This is a genomic window from Nonlabens sp., assembly GCF_018401815.1.
Classification (GTDB): Bacteria; Bacteroidota; Bacteroidia; order Flavobacteriales; family Flavobacteriaceae; genus Nonlabens.
The window spans coordinates 722464-748203 of sequence record NZ_JAGYKG010000001.1 but is presented as its reverse complement, the minus strand read 5'-3'; the positions used below and the strand labels follow the sequence as shown (position 1 = coordinate 748203).

24 protein-coding genes are annotated in these 25740 nt (G+C 37.1%); 15 read left to right on the top strand and 9 right to left on the bottom strand.

Annotated elements, in window-relative coordinates:
* Positions 1 to 10: 10 nt before the first annotated feature.
* The 3 genes from KG732_RS03325 to KG732_RS03315 all read right to left on the bottom strand — a co-directional run bounded on the left by KG732_RS03325 (position 11) and on the right by KG732_RS03315 (position 2840).
* Positions 11 to 1261: a porin gene (locus KG732_RS03325; RefSeq protein ID WP_213520957.1), complete on the bottom strand. Its 1251-nt coding sequence runs from the start codon at positions 1259 to 1261 to the stop codon at positions 11 to 13.
* Between the two features lie 104 nt (positions 1262 to 1365).
* On the bottom strand, positions 1366 to 2127 hold the full coding sequence (locus KG732_RS03320; RefSeq protein WP_213520956.1) for an alpha/beta fold hydrolase: 762 nt from the start codon (positions 2125 to 2127) through the stop codon (positions 1366 to 1368).
* Positions 2127 to 2840 carry a pyridoxine 5'-phosphate synthase gene (locus KG732_RS03315; protein WP_213520955.1) on the bottom strand — a complete coding sequence of 238 codons (714 nt, stop codon included), beginning with the start codon at positions 2838 to 2840 and terminating at the stop codon, positions 2127 to 2129. The genes KG732_RS03320 and KG732_RS03315 overlap by 1 nt, the downstream gene beginning before the upstream one ends.
* 84 nt (positions 2841 to 2924) lie before the next feature.
* On the opposite strand from KG732_RS03315, the gene KG732_RS03310 reads away from it, so the two are divergent.
* From KG732_RS03310 to KG732_RS03280, 7 genes are all read left to right on the top strand, one after another.
* Positions 2925 to 3581: a CBS domain-containing protein gene (locus KG732_RS03310; RefSeq protein ID WP_213520954.1), complete on the top strand. Its 657-nt coding sequence runs from the start codon at positions 2925 to 2927 to the stop codon at positions 3579 to 3581.
* Positions 3582 to 4457 (top strand): NAD kinase, encoded by an 876-nt coding sequence (locus KG732_RS03305; RefSeq protein ID WP_213520953.1) that lies wholly within the window; start codon positions 3582 to 3584, stop codon positions 4455 to 4457. It abuts the gene before it with no gap.
* Positions 4458 to 4559: 102 nt separating this feature from the next.
* Positions 4560 to 5246 (top strand): DUF6089 family protein, encoded by a 687-nt coding sequence (locus tag KG732_RS03300; RefSeq protein ID WP_213520952.1) that lies wholly within the window; start codon positions 4560 to 4562, stop codon positions 5244 to 5246.
* Positions 5247 to 5248: 2 nt separating this feature from the next.
* A complete protein-coding gene (locus tag KG732_RS03295) occupies positions 5249 to 5983 on the top strand; it encodes an isoprenyl transferase (RefSeq protein ID WP_213520951.1) in 735 nt (244 codons plus the stop codon).
* Between the two features lies 1 nt (position 5984).
* Positions 5985 to 8564: an outer membrane protein assembly factor BamA gene (gene bamA, locus KG732_RS03290; protein ID WP_213520950.1), complete on the top strand. Its 2580-nt coding sequence runs from the start codon at positions 5985 to 5987 to the stop codon at positions 8562 to 8564.
* 34 nt (positions 8565 to 8598) lie between these two features.
* Positions 8599 to 9468 (top strand): OmpH family outer membrane protein, encoded by an 870-nt coding sequence (locus KG732_RS03285; protein WP_213520949.1) that lies wholly within the window; start codon positions 8599 to 8601, stop codon positions 9466 to 9468.
* A 70-nt stretch (positions 9469 to 9538) separates the two neighbouring features.
* Positions 9539 to 10063: an OmpH family outer membrane protein gene (locus KG732_RS03280; RefSeq protein WP_213520948.1), complete on the top strand. Its 525-nt coding sequence runs from the start codon at positions 9539 to 9541 to the stop codon at positions 10061 to 10063.
* Between the two features lie 199 nt (positions 10064 to 10262).
* Here the strand turns inward: KG732_RS03280 and KG732_RS03275 are convergent, their stop codons facing one another.
* A complete protein-coding gene (locus tag KG732_RS03275; RefSeq protein ID WP_213520947.1) occupies positions 10263 to 10457 on the bottom strand; it encodes a cold-shock protein in 195 nt (64 codons plus the stop codon).
* 313 nt (positions 10458 to 10770) lie between these two features.
* On the opposite strand from KG732_RS03275, the gene KG732_RS03270 reads away from it, so the two are divergent.
* Entirely contained in the window at positions 10771 to 12225 is a 1455-nt protein-coding gene (locus KG732_RS03270; RefSeq protein ID WP_300980283.1) for an ATP-binding protein, read from the top strand.
* Positions 12226 to 12439: 214 nt separating this feature from the next.
* Here KG732_RS03270 and KG732_RS03265 read toward each other — a convergent pair whose 3' ends face one another.
* Complete coding sequence (locus tag KG732_RS03265; RefSeq protein ID WP_213520946.1) at positions 12440 to 13588, bottom strand: HAMP domain-containing sensor histidine kinase; 1149 nt, start codon at positions 13586 to 13588, stop codon at positions 12440 to 12442.
* 58 nt (positions 13589 to 13646) lie between these two features.
* Positions 13647 to 13997, bottom strand: coding sequence for a hypothetical protein (locus KG732_RS03260; RefSeq protein ID WP_213520945.1), 351 nt, complete (start codon positions 13995 to 13997; stop codon positions 13647 to 13649).
* Positions 13998 to 14306: 309 nt separating this feature from the next.
* Here KG732_RS03260 and KG732_RS03255 point away from each other — a divergent pair, with 309 nt between their 5' ends.
* The 3 genes from KG732_RS03255 to KG732_RS03245 all read left to right on the top strand — a co-directional run bounded on the left by KG732_RS03255 (position 14307) and on the right by KG732_RS03245 (position 16747).
* Positions 14307 to 14717, top strand: coding sequence for a BrxA/BrxB family bacilliredoxin (locus KG732_RS03255; protein WP_213520944.1), 411 nt, complete (start codon positions 14307 to 14309; stop codon positions 14715 to 14717).
* A 207-nt stretch (positions 14718 to 14924) separates the two neighbouring features.
* Positions 14925 to 15674, top strand: a complete 750-nt coding sequence (locus KG732_RS03250) for a 1-acyl-sn-glycerol-3-phosphate acyltransferase (RefSeq protein ID WP_213520943.1) — start codon at positions 14925 to 14927, stop codon at positions 15672 to 15674.
* A gap of 68 nt (positions 15675 to 15742) precedes the next feature.
* On the top strand, positions 15743 to 16747 hold the full coding sequence (locus tag KG732_RS03245; protein WP_213520942.1) for an acyl-ACP desaturase: 1005 nt from the start codon (positions 15743 to 15745) through the stop codon (positions 16745 to 16747).
* Positions 16748 to 16837: 90 nt separating this feature from the next.
* Here KG732_RS03245 and recQ read toward each other — a convergent pair whose 3' ends face one another.
* The gene (gene recQ / locus KG732_RS03240) at positions 16838 to 19000 is read right to left on the bottom strand and encodes a DNA helicase RecQ (protein WP_213520941.1); all 2163 of its coding nucleotides are present in this window, start codon (positions 18998 to 19000) and stop codon (positions 16838 to 16840) included.
* A 281-nt stretch (positions 19001 to 19281) separates the two neighbouring features.
* Between recQ and KG732_RS03235 the strand changes: the two genes are divergently transcribed.
* Complete coding sequence (locus KG732_RS03235; RefSeq protein WP_213520940.1) at positions 19282 to 20109, top strand: hypothetical protein; 828 nt, start codon at positions 19282 to 19284, stop codon at positions 20107 to 20109.
* A 10-nt stretch (positions 20110 to 20119) separates the two neighbouring features.
* On the opposite strand, the gene KG732_RS03230 is transcribed toward KG732_RS03235, so the two are convergent.
* Positions 20120 to 20710 carry a carboxymuconolactone decarboxylase family protein gene (locus KG732_RS03230; RefSeq protein ID WP_213520939.1) on the bottom strand — a complete coding sequence of 197 codons (591 nt, stop codon included), beginning with the start codon at positions 20708 to 20710 and terminating at the stop codon, positions 20120 to 20122.
* A gap of 122 nt (positions 20711 to 20832) precedes the next feature.
* Between KG732_RS03230 and recJ the strand changes: the two genes are divergently transcribed.
* A complete protein-coding gene (gene recJ / locus KG732_RS03225) occupies positions 20833 to 22530 on the top strand; it encodes a single-stranded-DNA-specific exonuclease RecJ (protein WP_213520938.1) in 1698 nt (565 codons plus the stop codon).
* Between the two features lie 206 nt (positions 22531 to 22736).
* On the opposite strand, the gene KG732_RS03220 is transcribed toward recJ, so the two are convergent.
* Positions 22737 to 23489 carry a UDP-2,3-diacylglucosamine diphosphatase gene (locus KG732_RS03220; protein ID WP_213520937.1) on the bottom strand — a complete coding sequence of 251 codons (753 nt, stop codon included), beginning with the start codon at positions 23487 to 23489 and terminating at the stop codon, positions 22737 to 22739.
* Positions 23490 to 23787: 298 nt separating this feature from the next.
* Here KG732_RS03220 and KG732_RS03215 point away from each other — a divergent pair, with 298 nt between their 5' ends.
* Complete coding sequence (locus KG732_RS03215) at positions 23788 to 24924, top strand: ATP-binding protein (protein WP_213520936.1); 1137 nt, start codon at positions 23788 to 23790, stop codon at positions 24922 to 24924.
* A gap of 3 nt (positions 24925 to 24927) precedes the next feature.
* On the top strand, positions 24928 to 25671 hold the full coding sequence (locus KG732_RS03210; protein ID WP_213520935.1) for a metallophosphoesterase family protein: 744 nt from the start codon (positions 24928 to 24930) through the stop codon (positions 25669 to 25671).
* Positions 25672 to 25740: the final 69 nt, after the last annotated feature.

The window sequence follows — 25740 nt, the reverse complement described above, 5'->3', positions numbered from 1 at the left end:
TTGTATTTTTTTACATGCTATAAGTTATACCTAGACCAGCTATGAATGCCGATGACTTGTACGTTCCTTCAAATGGAGCTGGTACAGGAGACCCTGTATCAGAAAAGAAGTCATATGATTCTGTAATCTCTTTAAATTTAAGGTAAAGTATGGATCCATCAATAGATAATTTAGGAGATACTTGGTATGAAAGACCAAAAGTGTAACCATTAGAGTCGTTTCTTGGTGTTTCTGGAGCAAAATAACCAGATTGCACCGGGGATTCATCAAAGTAGTATCCAGCTCTTACGGTAAGTTTTTCAGTTGCCGTATATTGAGCCCCTAATCTCCAGGTAGATGAATCCTTGTAATTTCTTGGGTTAATAGAGGTTGCCCCGTTACCAAACTCTAGGTCTAAGCTATTGTACTCACTCCACATGGCTCTGTTGTAATCAAAAGCAAGTAAGAGTTTGTCCCATTTATAGGATACCCCTACGGTAAGTTCAGCAGGTAATGGTAAAGTAGCTGTAAAACCTGTTTCTCCATTTGCTGGAGTCAATGTACTTGTCGGGAAATCAGAAAATGTTGCTGTTCCTTCTGTGCTTTCCACATCAATTAGAGAGCGGTAGTTAATACCTAATGTAAATCTATCGTCTGGCGTAAACATAAGTCCTGCCGACCAACCCCATGCTGTAATTCCTGTATCGTCAATTTCTATATTAGAACGATCTCCTTCTTCATCAGTAAGGGTTCTGCTGGCATTTCTATTAAAGTTAACGCCACCTATTGCTAGGATAGGTCCACCACCTATACTTACACTATCAAATAATTGATAAGATAAAGTAGGTTGTATGAAAATAGCACTTAATTCAATCTCGTTCACTAAATGTGAACCAGACCAATCTGTAGGCCACGTAACATTACTACCATAAGGAGTGTATACCCCTAAACCTACTGCAAAGTCTTCTGTTACTTTGTAGGTTGCGTAAAGATAAACCGGAGTTCCTGTTGGACTATCTGTTTCAGAAAAAGTTCCAAAATCTTCATTTTGAAATTTCACATCAGAAAAAACGCCGAATCCACCAGCACTTATATTCAATTTATTTTCCAAATGGACAATTCCAGCTGGGTTGAAAAATAGCACGTCAGCACTGTTCACAACGGCAACACCGGTATGTCCCATTGCTAATTGCTTGTTACTTTGTGTGCTAACACGATACCCTCCTGCATACGCAAAAGTAGAAATCAAACAAAGAACAACAAAAACTTTTATTTTGTTCATAATCAGAGGTTTGTAAGGTAAGTTAAATTTGTAATTTTCAAATTTAATATTAATTTAATATTACGCAAGCGTTTTCGTTTATTATTGTGCAAGCATAATAAACTTTAGGCTAGGAAATCTTCAACGCAGGAGTAAAATTCTTCAGGTTTCTCGGCATGAAGCCAATGCCCTGCGCCTTCTATTGTTTTTAATTCCGCTTTCGCGAAAGCGTGCTCTATAAGCATCATATCACTGTCTAATATATATCCAGAATTCCCGCCTCTTATAAATAGAGTAGGCGTATGTAAGCTAGTAACAATAGGTTCATGAGTGCCTACTTGATCTTGCGCTGCGCCTAGAACTTTTAAATTAAAACGCCACCCATATCTATTTTTATCCACTCTATAGAGACTTTTAAGTAAAAACTGGCGTGTACCAAAATCAGGAATCACCTTCCCTAATATTTTATCGGCATCATTGCGAGATTTGACGGTATCAAAGTTGATACTTCTCAAGCCGTTGATGATGTCACTATGATGTGGAGGGTATTCTTTAGGGGCGATATCTGCAATGATGAGTTTATCAAGATAAGATTCATAAAGGGTCGCAAATTTCATCGCTACTTTACCACCCATGCTGTGTCCTAAAAGTATGATGTTTTTAAGTTGATGAGCGTCACAATACTCTTTAATATCTTGAGCCATGATTTTGTAACTAAAGCTTTCACTGTGCGGGCTTCTTCCATGATTGCGCTGGTCTATAAGGTGAACTTCATACCCATTTTCACTCCATTTAGCGCCAAGAGTCTTCCAGTTATCTGCCATTCCTAAAAATCCATGTAGGATTAGAAAAGGCTGTCCTTTTCCTAAAATTATAGAGTGTAGCATTATGCGAGTTTTGCTTTGTACATGTTGACCACATTTTCTAGGCCTAGGTAAATACTTTCTGATATCAAGGCATGACCTATAGAGACTTCTATTAAATCTGGAATTTGTTCTTTAAAGAATTTAATGTTTTCTAGAGATAAGTCATGACCAGCGTTAATTCCTAGCCCTAGTTCAGTAGCTCTAGTTACGGCTTTTAGGTAGGGAGCAATTGCTTTGTCCTTGTCCTTAGGATACATTCTAGCAAAATCTTCGGTGTAGAGTTCAATTCGGTCTACTCCAGTGCGTGCCGCTCCCTCTATCATTTCGATGACAGGATCCACAAAGATACTGGTGCGTATTCCTTGGTCTTTAAAATGGTTTACCATTTTTGTAAGAAAATCTTGGTGTTTAATCGTGTCCCATCCTGCGTTAGAAGTAAGTGCGTCGGGTCCGTCGGGAACTAGAGTTACTTGTGCAGGTTGAACCTCGTCCACTAACTTGATAAAACTTTCAATGGGGTTGCCTTCTATATTCAGTTCTGTTTGCACCACCTTTTTAAGATCTCGAGCGTCTTGATATCTGATATGACGCTCATCTGGCCTGGGGTGAATAGTGATTCCTTGTGCACCAAAACGTTCTAGATCAATAGCTACTTTTATTAAATTAGGCACATCACCACCTCTAGAATTACGTAAGGTTGCTATTTTATTGACATTTACACTTAAAATCGCCATACTCAATTTTTTTTTCAAAAATACAAAGGATTAGGTCAGACGCATAAGTCAAGAATTGATTAATTTGCAATAAACTTCATTTCAATGAATATCCATCAATATATCATTAACGATGTTGATCCTTTAGACATCAAATCTCAGATGTGTAAAGCACAAGAAATATTTACTCAACTCACCTATTCTCATGTTCCTATTTTAGAAAATGGGTATTATATAGGATGTCTTTCTGAGAATGATGCTCATTGCTTTGAGCCAGATCAAACACTAGAAGTTGTTAAATACACCTTCACGGTATTTCATGTCAAAGAAGACACTCACTGGTTGGATATTTTGGTAGCATTTGCTCAAAATCAATCGAACATCATGCCCGTGTTGGGAGAGAATAAGGAGTACCTAGGGTATTACGAACTTAAAGATATTATGGAATTCTTTAACGATGCTCCTTTTATGTTTGAGTCAGGAGCTGTTGTAGTTCTACAAAAAGGATCTACGGATTATAGTTTTAGCGAGGTGGCACAAATAGTCGAGTCTAATGATTCCAAGATCTATGGGTGTTTTGTGAGTGCTTATAAAGATCATTTATCTGAAATTACTTTAAAACTGAGCTCGCAAAAATTAAATGCTGTTCTTCAAACTTTCAGAAGGTACAATTATGAGATTGTTAGTGCAGCAGAAGAAGACTCCTACCTAGATACTTTAAAAGAAAGATCCGATTATTTGAATAAATATTTGAACATGTAAATGAAAAAAGTTGCTATATACGGTCGGTATTTACACGAGGATACGATCAATACATGTCAGGAATTGATTGCTCTTTTAGAGCTTAAAAATGCTGAAGTACTCATCGAGTCTAATTTTCACCATCTTTTAAAGCAAAATGATATTGCTTTAAAACAAGAGTCCTTTGATCAATTGGATAAGTCCTATGATATATTGATAAGTATAGGTGGAGACGGGACTATATTAAGAGCAGTTGCCTACATAGGTAATGTGGGCATTCCAGTAATAGGGATCAATACGGGCAGGCTGGGTTTTCTAGCGACATTGCATAAATATCAGCTTGCTGAGGCAGTAGAAGCGTTGTGTAATGGATCTTATAGCTTGAGCAAACGCACATTGATTACGTTGGTGTCAGCTCATGAAGAAAATCATTCAGCGCCACACAATTTTGCCCTGAATGAAGTCACTGTTAGTCGTATGAATACGACCAGCATGATGCAGATTGAGACCAAACTCAACAATGAATTATTAACTGTTTACTGGGCAGACGGATTAATTATTTCTACTCCTACAGGTTCTACAGGGTATAGCCTCAGTTGTGGCGGTCCAGTTATATCACCAGACACTAATGCTTTTGTTATCACCCCGATTGCACCGCATAACCTTAATGCGAGGCCTTTAGTGATTCCAGATCATACAGAGATTGTGATAAAAGTTAGCGGTAGAGAGGAGGAGTTTCTTACTTCCTTAGACAATCGCATCGCTTCGTTTCCTAATGAGACGGTCCTTACACTTAAAAAAGCAGATTTCACCATGGATTTGATCGAGTTGAAAGGTCAGAGTTTTATCAAGACCCTAAGAGAAAAACTACTTTGGGGAGAAGATAAACGCAATTAAACAATAAAATCAAGCATTCCTTGTTTTCTAATACGACAATCGAGCACACAAACATCATGCTGGGTAAAGAGAATTGTTATATTTGCACGTTTTAAAAATTCCATGCGGTTACTAGTTACTTTTTTTGTTTTTTTTAGTTTCGCTTTCGCGAAAGCACAAACCTATGAAGCGGGTGTTTTTGTAGGCACCTCAAATGTAATAGGTGATGTAGGAAGTACACAATACATTCAGTTTACAGATATCGCTGTAGGGGGTATTTTTAAGTGGAATCGAAGTTCTAGACACAGTTTTAGAGCTAGTGTGATTTCTGCAAATATGGTAGGGGACGATAATGATAGCGACGATATCTCTAGAGACTTAAGAGGGTTAAAATACAATTATTCCATGATAGAGGCTAGTATAGGACTAGAGTACACCTTTTGGGAATGGGAGTTGTATTCTGGAAGGCCACAGATCGTTCCTTATTTATATACAGGACTTACTGCATTTCATTATGACTTGTTTGCACTAAATAACACAAATGAGTTGGAAGCGTACGGTGAAACTACAGATATTGCGATCCCTATAATTTTTGGAGTAAAGACAAATATTACCCCTAAATTAATACTAGCCGCAGAGGTAGGTGCTAGATATACTTTTACAGATAATTTAGATGGAAGTAACCCAGTGAGAAGTAAAGATTTTGATAATTTAAGATTTGGTAATATCAATAATAATGATTGGTACGTATTCAGTGGGGTGACACTTACTTATGCTTTCGGTCGTAAGCCTTGTTATTGTAACTTTTAAGCATGGCACAAGAACTACTCAATCCTACCAGAATCCCCAAGCATATTGCAGTTATCATGGATGGTAACGGTAGGTGGGCTAAGAAGCAGGGATTGATGAGAGTACGCGGTCATGAAAAAGGAGCTAAGGCGGTACGTCAGACTGTAGAGACCTGTGCCGAGTTAGGTGTAGAACACTTGACTTTATATGCTTTTAGCACAGAAAACTGGAAAAGGCCCAAGTTAGAAATAGATACCTTGATGAGGTTGTTGGTTTCTAGTCTTAAAAAAGAACTACCTACTTTACAAAAAAACAACATCTCTCTTAAGGCAGTAGGAGTATTAGAGCTTTTACCCAAAACAGCACAAAGAGAATTAGCAGAAGTCATAGAAGCGACTAAACATAATAATAGGATGAATTTAACTCTAGCCTTGAGTTACGGTTCAAGAGAAGAGTTGATAACCGTCATTAAAAATGTAGCTAATCAAGTAAAGGAGGGGACATTAGAAATAGAACAAATCGATACAGAGGTCATCAATCAACATTTATATACGAGCTACATGCCCGATGTAGATTTATTGATACGCACCAGTGGAGAACAAAGAATTAGTAATTTTCTTTTATGGCAAATTGCTTATGCAGAATTATATTTTACAGAAGTGCTTTGGCCAGATTTCAGAAAAGAACATTTGGTAGAAGCGATACATAATTATCAAGATAGAGAAAGAAGGTTTGGTAAAACAAGTGAACAATTATAGAATGATTAAAAAGTTAGCAAACTCGCTATTATTGGTAACCTGCTTAATTTTAAGTACGGCAACATACGCTCAAGAAAAGGGAGGTGACCTTGCCATTGGTGATGCCACAAAATATAAAATAGGTGAAATTACGGTCGCTGGAAGCCAGACCTATAATGAGAATACCGTAATTGCTTTTACAGGATTGCGTAAAGGGGAAGAGCTATATGTTCCTGGAGAACGTTTAAGTCAAGTGGTGAAAAAAATGTGGGACCTGAAATTGTTCAGCGACATTAGAATCTTTGCTACAGATATTATTGGTGATCCTAATGATGACATTATTGACACCATCAATCTAGAAATTAATATTATCGAGGTGCCTAACCTTAATAATGTTACCATAGAAGGCTTGCGCAAAGGACAGGTCAAAGATCTTAAAAATGAATTAAAACTTACAAAAGGTAGAAAGGCAACGGAAAACTTGGTAACTACCACGAGATCTTTTATAGAAGACAAGTACCGTAAAAAAGGATTCCTTTATGCCGATGCTAAGGTAAAAACAAGAACAGTAGTAGACACCGCAGGTAGTAATATCGTGAATATGAAAATCGATATTGACAGAGGAAACAAAGTAAAAATTTCTAGCATCACATTTGATGGAAATGAGCAGCTTCAAGACAAGGAGTTACGAGGTGCAATGTCCAATACTAAAAAGAAGTTTTTATTAAGGGTCTTTAAAAGATCCAAATATGTAGAAGAAGATTTTCAAGAAGATTTACTTTCTGTTGTTGATAAATACAAAGAAAATGGTTACCGAGATGCTCGTGTTATTTCTGATACTTTATTTAAAAAGAACGAGAAAACTATCGCCATTACTATAGGGGTAGAGGAAGGAAACAAGTATTATTTCGGGGATATTAAGTTTATTGGAAATACGGTCTATACAGATGAACAATTGAAGCGACTGCTTAAAATCGAAAAAGGAGACGTTTATAATGGTGTTGCTTTTGATAAACGAATTAGCAATCCTGAAGATCCAGATTCTGAGGATTTAACTAACTTATACCAAAATAGCGGGTATCTTTTTTCTAGTGTAAACGCTGTAGAGACACGTGTTCAAAATGATACGATTGATTTTGAAATTAGGATTGTAGAAGGTAAGGAAGCCTACTTCAATAATATTAGTGTCAGTGGCAATACAAGGACTAACGATCATGTTATTTACAGAGCCATCAGGACCTCTCCAGGAGAAAAATACTCCCGTCAAAAGATTATTAATTCCATAAGGGAAGTAGGTCAGTTGGGGTTCTTTGATGCACAGAAAATCAATCCACAGTTGACCAATGTGAATCAAGAAGATGGCACTGTAGATGTAGACTATGAATTGGTAGAGGCGGGTGCCAGCCAAATAGAGTTGCAAGGTGGTTATGGAGGAGGAGGATTTGTAGGTACTTTAGGTTTGAGATTCAACAATTTTTCCTTGAGAAATTTGTTTAATGGTAAAGCTTATCAGCCAGTGCCAATGGGAGATGGTCAGACGCTTGCTGTAAGAGCACAAGCCAGTATTATTTTTAGAACCTACAGTCTTAACTTTACAGAGCCATGGTTAGGAGGTAAAAAGCCAGTTTCCTTTAATGTTTCCTTTTCGCATAGTGAGCAGTATCGTGTGAACCAACAAAATTTTAGAGAAGTAGACAGAAATCAACGTTTTTTAATTACTGGAGGTACAGTGGGTCTTGCAAAAAGACTGGAATGGCCAGATCAATATTTTCAATTCTCTCAGGCCATATCTTTTCAACATTACAATTTGAAAAACTACCAAACCAATTTATTTAATTTCCCTAATGGGTTTTCTAATAACCTGGCTTATACAATAGGATTGAGTAGAAATAATGTAGGTGTTAATCCAATTTTCCCTACTTATGGGTCTTCCTTTTCACTTACTGCAAAAATGACACTTCCTTATTCTCTTTGGAATGGAGTAGACTATGATGGCCTAGAGGATGATCCAGAATTTCAAACTAATGGTATTGCAGACCGAGGCAAGATAGATCAAGAAAAATTTAAGTTTTTAGAGTATTATAAAATTAAATTTGAAGGTACTTGGTACACCCAACTTTATGAAAAATTAATTTTGCAAACCAAGACAGAGTTTGGTTTTTTAGGAGCCTATAATAATGATCGAGGATTGGTACCGTTTGAAAGGTTTTTTGTTGGGGGTGATGGACTGGGGGCATTTTCATTAGATGGTCGCGATATCATTAGAATGCGTGGTTATGATAACAGCGCCCTTACTAATAGTGCCGATGGTGATACCGTTTACAATAAATTTTCTATGGAGTTGCGTTACCCGATCTCTTTAGAGCAAGCTGCTTCTATTTACATACTTAGTTTTGCAGAGGCGGCGGGATCCTATGACCGCTTTAGAAGTTATAATCCATTTGATGTACAGAGGTCTGCTGGAGTAGGATTACGTATATTTATGCCTGCATTCGGTCTTCTAGGAGTAGATTTTGGTTATGGATTTGACAGTGTTCCTAATGCAGCGACCGACGATCCTAGTGGTTGGAACGTTCACTTTATAATTGGTCAACAATTTTAAGTATGGCATGATTATTTCTCTAAATACTAAGCTTATGAAAAATAAGATTTTAATTATCGGTATACTAGTCTCTTTTAGTTTCGCTTTCGCGAAAGCGCAAAGAGGAATTCGAGTAGGCTATATAGATATGGAGTACATTTTAGAAAGTGTGCCTGAGTATCAAGAAGCATCCAAGCAGCTGGAACAAAAAATGCAGAAGTGGAAACAAGAGATGGATAAGAGAGCAAACGACATCTCTCAAATGAAAGCCGCTCTTCAAAATGAGAAAGTATTGCTTACTAAAGAACTTATTGAAGAAAAAGAAGAAGACATTGCCGTAAAGGAACAAGAACTTGCAGAGTACCAACAAAAAAGATTTGGAGCGCAAGGGGACTTTTTGTTGCAAAAACAGCAATTAATGCAGCCCGTGCAGGATCAGGTGTTCAATGAAATTCAAAAAATAGGTGATCAAAGAAAATATGATTACATCGTAGATAGCTCAGAAGTAGCAATGCTTTATAGCGCAGAGCGCCATGATATAAGTGATCAAATATTGAGAGCAATAGGAAGAGCGGGTAAGAAAAGAGAGTTGGATAAGAAAGAAGAGGATAAAGAAGAGCCGTACTTATCTGTAGAAGAGGCGGAGCAGAAGGAAGAAAAAGTGCAGGCTATAGAAGAAAAGAAAGAGAAGATGCAACAAGTCATTTCTGAACGTGATGCTGCGCGCAATGAACAAAAAATAATACGGGACTCTGTAAGAGCCGCAAAAGCAGCAGAATACAAAGAGCGCAGAGATAATATGCTTGAAGAACGCCAGCGAAAAAGAGACAGTATTCTTGCAGTTAGAGCTGCAGCAATAGAAAAGAGAAAAGCAGAAGCTAGAAAAGCACAAAATAATAAGAATAGCATACCTAACGGTGAATAATATAGGAACTGCTTATATTTGCAGCCGATTAAACACCACTTTAAAGAAATTGATAACAATTAATAAAAAAATGAAACACGTAAAAACCTTAATAGCAGTAATTGTATTCCTCTTTGCGGGGATTCAATCAGGTCAGGCACAAGATGCACAACCTACAAAATTATGTCATGTAGCTTCTCAAGAATTAGTAGAGTCAATGCCCAGTGCTATCGCTGCTGACAAGCAATTGAGAAATCTAGCCAAAACTTATGAGACTAAGTTGACCGCAATGGATAAAGAATTGAAGACGAGATACCAGACCGCTCAGGAAGCAGCCCCACAAAGAACTCAAGAAGAGAATGAAAGGATTCTTGCAGAGCTGGCAGAAGGTCAGAAGAAGTTAGAAGAGTATTATCAAAACTCACAAAAAGCTATGGGTCAGAAAAGAACTGATCTATTAAAGCCTCTTTACAAGCAGGTAAGAGAAGCTATTTTTAAAGTAGCCCGGGCAAAAGGTTTTGATTACGTATTAGATTCAACCACTGGAACAGGTATCATCATGGCTGACGGCTATGACCTTACTCAAGACGTAAAAGCAGCGTTAGGGATCAAATAAAGGGTACTTATTAATGTAGTAAAACCGTTTAAGCTACCTTAAACGGTTTTTTTATGCGTTCTATTTCAAAGTAACTATTAAATATAACGTATACATTTGCCTCTATGAATGCTTTTATTTTACAACTCCCATTGGAATTTAAAATCCCATTTCAATACTATGAAATGGGATTTGATGACTTACAAATTTAAAATTTAAGTTATTGAACTACTCTTACATTTATAGCGTTCACCCCTTTTTTACCTTCTGTTTCTTCGTATTCTACGAGATCACCTTCCTTAATCTCATCAATAAGTCCAGTAACATGAACGAAGCATTCTCGATTTGTTTTTTTTTCAGTGATGAATCCAAACCCTTTAGACTCATTAAAAAATTTTACAGTTCCTTGTTTCATTATAATAAATGGTAATTAGTAAAACATAAAAGTAAACAACTTTTACGTCTATAAAGGTCTAATAATCAGGATTTATTAAAAATAATCTGACAAATGACATAGGTCATACCGCGTTGCTACTTAGGTAGGTGCTGGTTCCTTTTACGCTTCTATCAAACATGATCATGATGCAAGCAGTGGCTGCATTTAGACTCTTAGGAGTCTGGAGCTTGATAATAGGTTGTGATTTTGTAAGTGCTTTATTATTAAGCGAAGGATCCTTTCTACTCCACTTGAAGTTACAAATGGCTCAATTATTGTTATTTTTACCTCAATGAGATTGTATACAAATAGCCTTAGAAATCGCATCTTTTTCTCGATGATGGTGCTCACCATTATTGCTAGTGTTCTTATTGCTGGAATGTCGATTTATCAGTTCCAAGAACAAGCCAAAGACTATCATGAAAAAAGACTGTTACGCAAAGAACAAGCCATCAAAGAAAATATATCCTACGTCATTGAAAAAACAGACTTTGAGGTCACTACAGACAATCTTAAAAATATTTTCAAGGAAGAAATTTACGGATTAAGCGCTATCCATCAAATGCCTATTTATATATATGATCTTCAAGGGCGATTGAGAAAAAGCTCAAAGGCCCAGTTTAGAAATGATAGCCTCAAAAGTCAGATCTCTAGACGTATTTTGGAACAATTAAGAGATTCTGAAGACGGTCGCTTTGTACAAAAATTTGAAATTAACGCTCAAAGTTATCGTTCTAGTTATTCCTATTTAACAGATAATCAATTTAAAAATATTGCTATTCTTCACCTTCCTTATATTGAGAATGATGACTTTATGAACTATGAGCTCGAGGAATTTTTAAAAAGGCTAGGCTTAGTCTATGCCTTGATGTTTTTTATTTCTATAGTGCTCGGTTATTTTTTAGCAAGGTATATCACTAGATCTATCAGAAGTATTTCTGATAACTTGAAACATATTGATATTTCCAAACGCAATCGCAAACTAGAAATAGATCATAAAGGAACAGAAGAAATCAATACCCTGGTAGAGTCCTATAATAAAATGGTAGACGAGTTAGAAGAAAGCGCTATAAAACTAGCCACCAGTGAAAGAGAACAAGCATGGAGAGAAATGGCAAAACAAGTGGCGCACGAGATCAAAAACCCATTGACGCCTATGCGCCTTACCGTACAAAGTTTTCAAAGAAGGTTTGATCCAGCCGATGCCAATTTTAAAGAAAAACTCGATGAATACTCAAACTCTTTAATAGAGCAAATAGATGTGATGAGCAACATAGCAAGTGCTTTCTCTACCTATGCAACCATGCCCGCTCAAAAAAATGAGGAAACAGATGTGTGTATGGTGACCCAATTGGCATTAGATATTTTTAATGAGTCCAATATTTATTATACAGAAGATGCTGACTCTTTGATGGCAGTATTTGATAGGACCCAGTTGATACGAGTGGTGACCAACCTAGTTAAAAATGCTATTCAGGCCAGTCATCCAGATCGAGAAAATAAAATTGTAGTTTCTGTTAGGCATGATGATAAAAAGATCTATTTAACCGTATCAGATAAAGGAACAGGAATACTTGAAGGAGTTGAAAAGAAAATATTTGAGCCCAAGTTTACTACAAAAAATAGCGGTATGGGATTAGGTCTAGCCATGGTGAAACAAATTGTTGAAAATTTCGGGGGCACTATTCAAATGAAAACTTTTTATGGAGAAGGAACCTCATTTACTGTTATATTACCTAGAAGTTAGAAGATGGTAATTGCCCCTATTCCCTGAATAGGCTGTATTGATAACTCTAGCCTTTTTAGGGTATATTTAACTGCCGGTATGCAGTGTCATTTTTGATTTCAACGTTCTTGATGTCAAGTCATCTATCCAATTAGCTCTTTTGTAGCGGGTCTTAAGTGTAGTCGTACACGATAATGAAGCCTTATTGATATCCTGTTTTTAATGCGGTATGTTTCTAAATTTTGTTCAATTTAATCTCAAAGATAGTTCCTTGGTCTTTTTTACTTTCCAAGACACGTATTTTACCTTTGTGGTACTCTTTAATGATGCGTTTGGCTAGAGAAAGTCCCAAGCCCCAACCACGTCTTTTGGTCGTAAACCCTGGTTTAAAAATTTGATTCCATTGACTTTTTGGAATTCCTTTACCAGTGTCTTTTATTTGAATAAATACATTGTAGACATCTGCTTTCAGGTATACAGAAATCGTTCCTTTTCCCTTCATAGCATCAATACCATTTTTAATAAGGTTTTCTATCACCCATTCATATAGAGGTTCATTTAATTTGACTTGTATAGGTTGATCTGGAAGGTCTATTTTAAAGTTGACCAATTTGGAGGATCGATGTGCAATATAGTCCGTTGCTTTTTGAGTTTGATCTACGATATCTACTTCGGTGAGTTTTGGAATGGAGCCTATTTTAGAAAATCGATCTGTAATCATTTTCAGACGGTTGATGTCTTTTTCCATTTCAACAATATAGGACGGGTCAACATCGGTATCTTTTAAAATGGTAGTCCAGCCCACAAGAGAAGAAAGGGGAGTGCCTATTTGATGTGCACTTTCTTTTGCCATACCAGCCCAAAGTTTGTTTTGTTCGCTTGCCTTATTTGACCTGTAAAAAAACCAAATAACAAAAAAGAACAACAGCATAATTATAACCAAAGCCATAGGGTAATATTTGGTTTTGGTTATAATATCGCTATTACCATAGTATATAGTACTAAAAGGTTTTCCTTCAAATTGAGTTATGATAGGTTCGTTTTCTTCTTTGTAAATTTCAATCAGCTTTTTTATCTTAATAGAATCGTTACTTATGTTTTCAGGGAGGTTGCGCGTTTCAATACCTCCTTTATAATCGATTAAAATCATAGGTACTGTAGTGGTATTGCTCGCTACAGTAAAGCCTAACTCACCTAAGTCTGCCCCTAAACCTTGATTAGCAAGGTCTTTTTGAGAGATTCCAAATTCCTGAATATTTTTACGTTCATTTTCTTTCAATTGCTGTAAAAAATCATAAGTATTCCATAAAATCAAGAAGGTGATCAGCACGGCCATGACAATCATGATCCACCTAAAGTTATTTTTATTTGAAGTAAAGTTCATTGGGGAAATTGTGTTTAATAAGGCATCATAACGCAAGTGTTGTTAGTATATGGCATTCTTAATCTCTCTTAACAATCAGGTAGTAGTCGTCTTCCATAGATAAGTATCCTTGATCGTAAACAAAATAATAATTGCTACCTTTTTTGGTAGTGTATATACTGGTAAAGAAGTTAAAGTCAAAGCCGTTAGCAAGTAGTTTATTTCTACTTACCTTAATTTTATCTTTAGGATTGAGCATTTGTAAGATGCGATGGTTTTTACGCAGTCTATTATTGATATTGCGCATTAAGGCATTGGTGTCTTTATTTAATTTATTATTCGCTACGTTCCGACAGTAGTCACTGCAATAAACTTTATCGGCTCTACCGCGTACTTCTTCATCACATTCAATACATTTTCTTTTGGTCATCACTATTAGGCATTAAGAGAACGTCTTAAAGGTACTAAACATTTGTAAATGGAAAGCCCTCATTGCCAATATAGCAGGGTTTATTATTTTAGTAATGCCTGTTAGATTTTTATGCGCCTTTACTTTCAAGTTCACTAGTCTTTATGGAAATTAAAGTATGTACAAATCCCATATGCTCTTGTCTTCATATTTGTTTTTACCTACTGAAAGACTTTCCATTCAAAAAATCGTTCTTATAATAAACTTAATTGATACCACAGTTGTTTTATAAAGCACTAGAAGTCTTTACCTTTGTAAAAAATTAATATTATGTACCCATCAGAATTAGTTCAACCAATGCGTGACGATTTAGGCACCGCAGGATTTGAACACTTATATACAGCAAACGACGTAAAAGAGGCGCTAAGCAAAGAGGGGACTACTTTAGTAGTGGTGAATTCGGTTTGTGGATGTGCTGCTGCTAATGCACGTCCTGGAGCAAAAATGTCTTTAGATAATGCAAAAAAACCAGATCATATTGTAACGGTTTTTGCAGGAGTAGATCGTGATGCAGTAGATGCAGCGAGAGCAGCAATGATTCCTTTTCCACCTAGTTCACCAAGCATGGCTTTGTTCAAGAATGGCGAATTGGTTCATATGTTAGAACGTCATCATATTGAAGGAAGACCAGCTGAAATGATTGCTGAAAACCTGAAAGAAGCTTACAACGAGAACTGTTAATCAGTTTTAGTTTTAAAATGTAAAGTGCTTTTGTCTTGAGATAAAAGCACTTTTTTAGTTTTCAGTTTGTTTTTTTAAAATTAGCACAGACAGTTTTTTGACCTGCCTGAGCAAAATTTATTTTCCCTAATCCCTAATTACTATGCACGCATATAGATTTCGCTAGATCTCTATCTTTCATATAATTTAAGCATTTACCTTTGTATGATGCAAAAAATTATCTCATATCCGTTAACGGTTATTCACATCATCGTTTTCTTTTTGTTATTACTCGTTTTTCATCCCATTCAGTTGGTATGTTATAAGTTAGGTGGCTATAACGCCCACCGCAAAAGTGTTTATATACTCAATTGGTTTTTAATACAGTCTCAATTGCCGCTATGGAATACTTTTAGCATCAATTATACAACTGATTTGCCGCTTGGGCCATCTTATATTTTTGTGTGCAATCACCAAAGTATGTTTGATATACCGCCATTAATTTATTATTTGAGACAGTACCATGCAAAATTCATTGCCAAAAAAGAGTTGTCCAAAGGAATTCCTAGCATTTCCTTAAATTTAAGGATAGGAGAGAATTGTTCTATAGACCGCAAAGACCGTATACAAGCAATTACCGCTTTGATAAAATTTGCGAAAAATGTGCATGAAAAAAAACGCAGCGTAGTGATTTTTGCAGAAGGTACTCGAAGCAGGACGGGAGTTCCAAGACCTTTTCAGACAAATGGTTTAAAAACCATATTTAAATATGTGCCAGATGCTGTCGTTGTTCCTGTAACCATAAATAACAGTTGGAAGATAGATCGCTACGGTAAGTTTCCTTACGGAATAGGCAATAAAATAGAGCTTACCATTCACGAGCCTATTTCTATTCAAGGAAGAGATCACGATGAGCTAATTTTAGAAACTCAAGAAATAGTTCACAATAGCATTACTTCTACTGCGTTTAAGAGTTAAATAATAATGTTGCTTTCGCGAAAGCAGAACAATTTCAAAACGACTACCTTTACCATACAATTTGCCCTATGAATAAACCACTTAAGAATATACGCATTGAGGTGATGCAATCTTTGGAAAGCAAAGTAGAGTCCTTCATGGATGAATACCTAATTCCAGTAGATAAAATTTGGCAGCCTTCTGATTTTTTACCCAACTCTCAAGAAGATACTTTTTTTGAAGAAGTACGAGAACTAAGAGAGCTTGCAAAAGAGTTGCCCTACGACTTTTGGGTAGCACTTGTAGGAGATACGATCACTGAGGAGGCATTACCTACTTATGAATCATGGTTAATGGATGTAGAAGGTATTAATCAGGTAGAAGGCAAGGGGAATATTTGGTCCAAATGGGTGCGCCAGTGGACGGGTGAAGAAAACCGCCATGGTGATACACTTAACAAATATTTGTACTTATCTGGTCGTGTCAACATGCGGGAGGTAGAAATTACTACACATCACTTGATTACAGATGGATTTGATATTGGGACCGATCGCGATCCTTATAAGAATTTTATTTATACCAGTTTTCAAGAACTTGCGACTTATATTTCTCACAACCGTGTAGCAAAATTAGCCCGTGGCTATGGAAACACAGCGCTTTCTAAAATGTGTCGCATCATATCAGGAGATGAGATGCGTCACCACAAGGCTTATAGCACCTTTGTAAGTGAGATTTTCAAAGTAGACCCTAGCAATATGATGGTAGCATTTAAGGAAATGATGGTTCACAAAATTGTAATGCCGGCGATGTTCCTTAGAGAATCTGGACAGTCTATAGGAGCTGCTTTTGAGGATTTTTCAAACAGTGCACAGCGTATAGGTGTTTATACCGCTCAGGACTATATAGACATTATGCAAAAGCTGATTGAACAATGGGATATTGCTAAGATGACCAATTTAACCGAAGAAGCAGAAAAAGCAAGGGACTACTTAATGAAACTTCCAGCTCGTATGGAACGCGTTTCACAAAGAATTAAAATCCCAAGCGAGTCGGCAACATTTAGTTGGGTGAATCCTGCCTTAGTAGGTGGATAGTTTTAAAACCACAAAAGCCAGAATTATAATTCTGGCTTTTGTGGTTATTATAATTTTTAAATTTGATTAAGCTAATATTTAATTACTATTTCAAACCTCCTTCTTCTCTTTCAATAAAGTCAGGCCAATACGCAACGTTCCATAATCTATTTTACCCTCAAAATGTTCAAAGATGGATTTCAGGCTTTCTTCATCTTTTATCTTATTAAAGTCTTCAGCCATACGGTTGTAGTCTTTACCATCGATTAATTTTTCTAGATCAATATCGTTATGGGATTCATATCTTTTCGTTAGGTGTGCCATGATGGTAGACGGTTGGAAGCCTCTTATTTCGGCAATGTCTTTGATTGTTTTCCCATCCCAAAAAAGCTCGACACTCTCCATAACCGTATCTTTTTTAGGGCCTGATCCTTTTTTCTTTTTACGTTTAGGCTTTATGATTTCCTCCCTATAGACGAAATCATCTGTACGGGAATCTTTGAATCCAGAGATTATTTTAAGGAATGCTACGCCATACGTATCGTGCTTATGGCTTCCTACACCTGTAATATCTGCAAATTCATTATCGTCTAGTGGTATTCTAGTTGCCATATCCTTTAATGTTGCATCACTAAAAATCATATAAGGAGCTAGATTACTAGCGTTTGCGAGTTGGAGTCTAGTTTTGCGCAATGCCTCGTAGAGATCGCGGTTGACCTCTGTAGGTAGTTCTTCTTTGGTGTGTTGTGCTCTTTTGGCGGCCAGTTCTTCTGGTTTAGGAATCACAGCCAGTGATACCTTGCGTCCATCAAAAAGCACTTCTTTCCCTTGAGGAGTCAATTTTAAATGATTGAATTCATGAAAAGCAATTTCTATCAGTCCTTGATTGATCATTTGCACAATATATTGTTGCCAGTCGTTCCAAGAGATATCTTTTCCAGCACCATAGGTTTTGATTTGCTGGAACCCACTTTCTATAACTGCTGCATTTTGCGCTCCCCGCAACACATCTATAAGAAGATTAAGAGATGCTTTTTCTTCAGTTCTAATTATTGCACTTAAGGCTTTTTGCGCAGACAACGTGGCGTCAAAAAAGTCTGGTTTATTGAGGCAAACATCACAATTGCCGCAGTCTTCGTCTAGATATTCATTAAAGTAAGAAAGCAACATCTTTCTTCTACAAGTCAACGCCTCAGCAAATTGTTTCATGCGTTCTAGTTTTGCTATCTGAACTTCTACATTACCGCTGCCTTCGGCAAATTTGCGCAGTTGTATCATATCTGCATAACTATGAAATAACAACGCATGAGAATCAATGCCATCTCTACCAGCACGACCTATTTCTTGATAATAGCCTTCTATATTTTTAGGCATGTTGTAATGCAGTACAAATCGCACATTGGATTTATCTATTCCCATTCCAAATGCAATGGTCGCACATACTATTTTAAGATCGTCTTTGATAAATGTTTCTTGTATATTCTCTCGCTCTTCATGACTCAAGCCTGCATGGTAAGCGGCTGCGTCAAATCCGTAAGCTGTAATTTTACTAGCAAGGCTTTCACAGGTTTTTCTGCTTAAACAATAAATAATTCCAGACTTGTCCTTATTCTTTTGAAGAAAGCGACGTATTTGTTGTAACCGATTGTTTCCAGGGCGTACTTCTAAGGTTAGATTAGGTCTATCAAAAGACGCGACATATTCTTTTGCATGTTGAATCCCCAATTGCTTTTTGATATCGGCTCTCGTGGCTCGATCTGCCGTCGCGGTTAAAGCAATAAGATTCGCTTTTGGAAAGCTGGTTTTAAAATAAGCAAGTTGTGTGTAGGCAGGTCTGAAATCATGTCCCCATGCAGAAATGCAGTGCGCCTCATCTACTGCGATTAAAGAAACGGGTATTTCTTTTAAGTGATTGTTGAGCAGCCCGATGCTTTCTGGAGCGACATATATTAGTTTTAAGCTCCCAGATCGCAATTCTTTCAGCAGTTCTTGTTGTTGAGAGGTATCTTGCGAGCTGTTAAAATAAGAAGCAGGGATACCATTAGCCCGCAACGCATCTACCTGATCTTTCATCAAGGCAATTAATGGTGATACCACTAAAGTAATTCCATCTAAAAATAAGGCCGGTAACTGAAAACACATAGATTTTCCTCCTCCTGTGGGCATGACTACCATAAGGTCTTTACCAGCAATAACATCGTCTATAACTTGTTCTTGCAGTGGTCGGAAACTGTCATACCCAAAATATTTTTTAAGGAGCTCTAATTTTTTCATAAGATTGGTTGGAATGGAATGCAAGTCTCAAAGGTAGGGTTTCAGCATATTTTTACGAAGTTTTGTTCATAAATTGAAGAGGTTGATTAGAAAGGGAAATGATATTTATGAAGCAAGAAATACTCTTAAGTATTTAGTTAATTTGTATTTTGCCACTTTTGGATCTGCGTTAGGGCAGCATCAACTGTTATCCTTTAAGTAACTATAAATCTATATTTTCAACAATACCAATTGATTGGAATCGTTCTAGAAAATCCTTAATAATGGAAGTCACAAGTCTTATGAAACTACTACTCTTATTTTTACTTATTTCAACATCACTATTGGTAAACGCACAAGATGTTGCTTTGAATCAGTACAAGTATATTATTGTAAATAACCAGTACGAGTTTCAAAATGAAGCTAATGAATACCACTTTAATGAGCTGATTGTATTTGAACTTAAAAAACAGAACTTTACGGCATTCAGAAATTCTGAAATTCTTCCTGCAGATTTAAATCGTGGCGAGTGCAACGCACTTCAATTAAAACTGGATAAATCAGGAACTCTTAGGATTTACATGGTAATGGAATTAGTGGATTGTTCAGGAACTGTTGTTTTTACTAGTAAAAAGGGAGTAGGGACTGTCAAATCTAACGATAGAGCCTATTTTGAAGCACTACGAGATGCAATGACCTCTTTTGATGAGGTAGATTATAAGTACACGCCTAAAGATGTAATAGATGAGCAAGTGGTTACTATTGAAAAACCAGGAAATCAGCAATTCAAAGGAGTCACTACTAGTGCTGAAAAAGTCCCTGGATTTGACACGCGAGTAAAGGACCGTCAAGTTACAGATGCAACGACAGTTGAGGAGAAATCTCAAGTAACCCTACTAAAAAAGGACTATTCAACCACAGACAACACTTTTTCACTAAGGAGCTCTTCTGAAGGCTATAGTATTTTTAAAGGGGATATGGTTATAGGAACTTTAAAAAAGAGTAAGGGAGGTTGTTACCTTGCAGTAGCGACTAACTTTATAGGGATAGGTTATAAAACTGCAGGCGGTATTTCTATTGAGCACACTACTGATGGAAAAGATCAGGTGATAGAGTTTGTGAATCAGTAAAGCCTTTTGATTAATTATGTTTTCCCACTTCAAAGCCATGTTTCCCTAAATATTGATTACCGCTCATTATGGCATCATTTTCCAAAGTGGTAGCCATAGAGTCGTTCCACCTGTTGAGGTAACCGAAAAGCGATATTACTCCGAGCATTTCTACTATTTCCCCTTCATTCCAATACTGGTGTAAACGTTCTTTTATAGTTTGATCCACAGCGTTAGGGATTTGGCTAGCCGCTAAAGAAAAATCTAAAGCAACGCGTTCGGCTTCATTAAAAGCAGGATGGGTGCGGTATTCCCAGATGTTATCCAGTTGTTCGTGTTCTGCTCCATAACGTTCTGCGGCGCGTATGGCGTGCGCTTGACAGTACTTGCATCCTGTAGCATTGCTAGAAACCCACGCGATCATTCTTTTCAATGCGCTGGTGACACGACCCTCGTTTGCCATGACGGCTTTGTTTAGGTTGATAAAAGCTTTTGATATGGTTGGGCGGTGCTGCATGGTCAATACAGAATTAGGACAAAATCCTAAAGTTTCGTTGAAGAAATCGGCTAATGCTGCTGTTTCAGAGTCGTGACTTGGGTCTAATGGGTTGACTAATGGCATTCGTGTAATGTTGTAAGGGTTTATTTAATTTACCTATTAAAGATACTCGAAAGCTCGTAAAATGGACGCAGGTAATTCCTATTTCTATTCCAGAACTCTTTTTTAGATCTTATCTTTACCAAATGCGCTGGACTATTAAACCCATACCAGATTCTCAAAAACAACAGCAACTTGCTCAAGAATTAGGCATTGATCCTTTTCTTGCAGGTTTGTTGGTGCAGCGTGGTGTGGACGCTTTCGCGAAAGCGAGATCCTATTTCAGACCTGATCTAGAAGAGCTCCACGACCCTTATCTTATGAAAGATATGGATCTAGCAGTAAAGCGGATTCAAAAAGCAGTGGGAAACAATGAAAACATTCTTGTTTACGGAGACTACGATGTAGATGGAACCACTAGTGTGGCATTGATGTCCACATTTTTAGAAAGTTTTTACGATCGCGTTTCTACTTATATTCCCGACCGCTATGAGGAAGGCTATGGAGTGAGTTTTAAAGGAGTTGATTTTGCGGCAGACAACGATTTTTCATTGATCATTGCGCTAGACTGTGGTGTAAAAGCAGTAGATAAAGTCGCTTATGCTAAAGAAAAAGGGATCGACTTTATTATTTGCGATCACCACAGACCAGGGAAAGAATTGCCCGACGCTGTAGCAGTTCTCGATCCTAAACGCCCCGACTGCTCGTATCCTTATGACGAATTGTGCGGTTGTGGCGTAGGCTTTAAATTGTGCCAAGCCTTAACGATGGCAAACGACTGGGAATTTGAAATTTTGATTCCTTATTTAGATTTAGTAGCTACGGCAATAGGAGCCGATATTGTGCCTATGACTGGGGAAAATAGAATTCTTGCATATCACGGTCTTAATGTGATTAACACGAGTCCGCGAGCAGGTTTTGAGGCGATAATAGCTCAGTTAAATAAAACAAAACTTACGATTACCGATGTCGTTTTTATCATTGCACCTCGTATCAATGCTGCTGGAAGAATGAAGCATGGACTTCATGCCGTAGCGCTTCTCAAAGAAACAGATCTAGAAAAAGCACAAGAATTTGCAGCATCCATTGAGAATTATAATTCTGATAGGAGAGAACTGGACCAATCCATAACTCAAGAAGCCATACAGCAAATCATAACTAATAAAGAAGAAGATCAATTTACAAGCGTGGTTTACCACGAAAGCTGGCATAAAGGGGTGATAGGAATAGTAGCCTCTAGATTAATAGAAAAGTATTACCGACCTACATTAGTCTTTACTAAATCTGGAGATCGACTCGCGGCAAGTGCTCGCAGCGTTAAAGGTTTTGATGTGTACAATGCACTAGAACAATGTGCTGATTATATCGAGCAATTTGGTGGACACATGTATGCCGCTGGACTGACGTTATTACCGGAGAACTACGATAAATTCAAAGCCCGCTTTGAAGAAGTAGTTGCTGCTACTATAGAAAACAAACACTTGACACCAGAGGTTCATATAGACTCTAAACTTCCATTAGAGCATATTACACCTAAGTTTTATCGCATTCTACAACAAATGGCACCATTCGGTCCAGGAAATATGACTCCAGTTTTTATGACAGAAAATGTGGTGGATACAGGTTTTGGTAAATGTGTAGGTAAAGAGGAAGACCATCTTAAAATCAAGGTAGCCGAAAAAAAGGGGGATCACAATGCATTTAATGCTATAGGTTTTAATATGGGGAGTAAATGGGAGCAAATAACTGATGGTAAAAAGTTCGATATAGCTTATTCTATAGATGAAAATGAATGGCAAGGAACTACCTCTCTACAGTTGCGATTAAGAGATCTCAATTCTTAAAGAATAGAGGGAGACTGCTCACTTTATCTAGAAAAGTAAGTAATTTAAGTGTAGTGCAGCTTCCTCTCTGGTACTATGAATCCTACCCATAAATTTATGAACTTATTTAGTAGAGAATGCGATTATAAGCATCCTTATAACAAAAGTTGAGTTTCTAAAAAGGGGGGAGTATTTTTATAAAAGCTTATCTAAATTATCAGGGAGCCTTAAAACTGAACAAGCTGAAAATCTTTCCCGTCAAAGACCCCATATCGGTATTGAGAAATCCAATCCCCTAGATTGATGTAGGTAGATGCTTCCCCTACTTTGATTTCCATAGGTAAGTGCCTATGGCCAAAAATAAAATAATCAAAATGTTCTTTTTCCAGTTTACGTCTCGCATACTGAGCAAGCCATTCGTTTTCTTCCCCTAAAAATTGAGCGTCCTCTTCACCTGAGATGAGTTTATTTTTTACGGATAGGTGTCGTGCAATACGCACCCCTATATCTGGATGTATCCATCGGAAACACCATTGGAAAAAAGGGCTGGTAAACACTTTTTTCATACGTTTATAACCTTTATCACCAGGACCTAACCCGTCGCCATGACCGATAAGGAACTTTTTGTTATTAAATTCAAATGTCTGAGGCTCATGATAAACAGGGATACCCAATTCTTCTTCAAAATAACCGAACATCCATAAATCGTGATTACCTACAAAAAAATAGATGGGAATACCACTATCAACAATTTCGGCCATTTTCCCTAGGATGCGTACTTGATTTTTAGGAACTACCGACTTATACTCAAACCAAAAATCAAACAAGTCTCCCAATAAAAATATAGCAGCAGCATCTTCCTTAACTTGATCCAACCAAGCTAAAAATTTTCTTTCACGAGGTTTGCTCAATTCTTGAGTTGGCGCACCTAAGTGGTTATCACTAGAGAAGTATATTTTTTTTCCTTCGGGAATTTGCATAGAAGCAAAGATAGTATTCTAGTTTCTATTTAATGTACTTCATGTTTTTCTCTAAAATTTAAAGGCTTTTTTATTAATGATTGCCTAAAAAACCCAAGGACTTTTTAATTCCTCTTTATTTACAGCAGTGGAACAGAGTCTTTTTATACTACAGATGGGATGAAGTACTCTACGGCTGGGCCGTTGGATTGCCAATAGCTGTTTGCTATAAAGGGTATCTCAAATTGGTAGTTAAGGCCTCTAATTCTGAGCTTATTTTGTGTGGGAATCTTCTAACTTTTTAGCTATATTAGGGGCTATGATCAATAAACGTCTTCTGGTTAAAAACTTGCTGGCGCATAACGACGAGAATAGTTTTTATGATAAAAAGTTGCGTATTGATCTGAGCAATAAAGAAGGGAAAGCTAAGTTTCTCAAACACATTTGCGCCCTTTCCAACACCAATCCCAAAAACAACAGCTACATAGTCATAGGAATTGACGATGAGGTCAATGGGATAGTAGGTGTGGATTTCTTTGATGATTCTAAATTGCAAAACCTGATCAATGCCTACCTGACTAATGCTCCCATTATACAATACGAGAATATTGCTTTCCCTCATTTGGAAATAGGTAAAGTAGTGGGTTTAGTAACTATTAGAGCTCAGGACGGACTTACGGCATTGCGCAAAAATATTTGGAAATATTATGGGGGTACTGTTTTCTTTAGAGACGGAAGCATTTCTATGCCTAAAGCTTATGATGTAGAAATCAAAGATATAAATTCTCAAATTGTCGAACAACTAGAAAAAAAGGCAAGTAATAATATTGAGCACACTTTAGACAGTGTGGTGGAATTTCTAGCACGTAAAAATCAAGGACTGGAGACGCAATACAAGGTTTTTAAAGAACAATTTGTTATTTGCTGGTCAGGAAAATTAAAGCACAAAAAAGGAGAAACCTATTATTCTAGGGTAGATATTGAAATGGTCAATGAACAAGTACGACTATTTTATAGCACCTTTGATGAGGTGCAAATTTATTTTGATGAAGATAGTTTTAGCATTTTAGAATTTGTGGAATTAGGAATAGGGAATCATCAAAAGTATCACCCACTGGAGCGACAGACTTTGCGGTTTTTCCCTAACGGGACCTACCAATTAGAGAACAAGATCCTTTTTAATCCGCCCTATTATGACCGCAAGACCTTACATCACATATACAATACGAACTTATCTCTTTTGAATAAGATGACAAACGGGATCCACCTCAAAGAGCAAGAATTAATAGATTTAAGACAATTGCCAGAAACCATGTTGATTTGTCAATTCAACAACGTAGGGGAGCCAATAGAAAAAATGAAGGCGCATAAAGATTTGCTCAAGGCTTATCCTGACACATATAAAGCTTACAAAGAAGCTTTGCGCGTACTGCGCAAGGTAAAATACAATTCATAATTAATGAGAACCATTGCAATAGGAGACATTCACGGCGGGTACAAAGCCCTCGTTCAATTAATAGATCAAATAAAATTAAAAGATGACGACCAGCTTATTTTCTTAGGAGATTATGTTGATGGCTGGTCACAAAGTTATGAGGTGATCGATTTTTTAATCTCGCTTTCGCGAAAGCGGAAACAATACAAACAAACGCCCCCTATTTACCTCAGAGGCAATCACGATGAGTTAGTGGTAGAAAACTTACAGGCCAGACACCCGCATAAAATGTGGTTGCTTCATGGGGGAAAAAGTACTGTGGACAGTTATGCAAGTAAAACCAAGGAAGAAATCGAGCTGCATTTTGATTTTCTCAAGAACGATCTTTACAATTATTATGAACTGAATGGGAATGGATTTTTTCATGCAGGTTTTCACAACCTAAAAGGTCCAGGATATGAATATTTTAAAAGTATTACCTATTGGGACCGCACCTTATGGGAAATGGCATTGGTGCTAGATCCAAATTTAAAAGAGGATCACGACAGGTATCCCAATAGATTGAAACTTTATAAAGAGATTTTTATAGGTCATACCCCTACCCACAGTTGGAATGAGTACGAACCTATGAACGCAGCAAATGTTTGGAATCTCGATACGGCAGCTGCTTACAAAGGACCATTAACGGCTATGTGTGTAGAGACAAAAGAACTTTGGCAAAGTGATCCAGTGTACACTTTTTATCCAGAGGAGACTGGTAGGAATTAGAAGCTGGATACTTTTTCAAAGTGTTGATGCAAAAGAGCTTGTTTTGAATTTCAAAACAAGCTCTTTTCT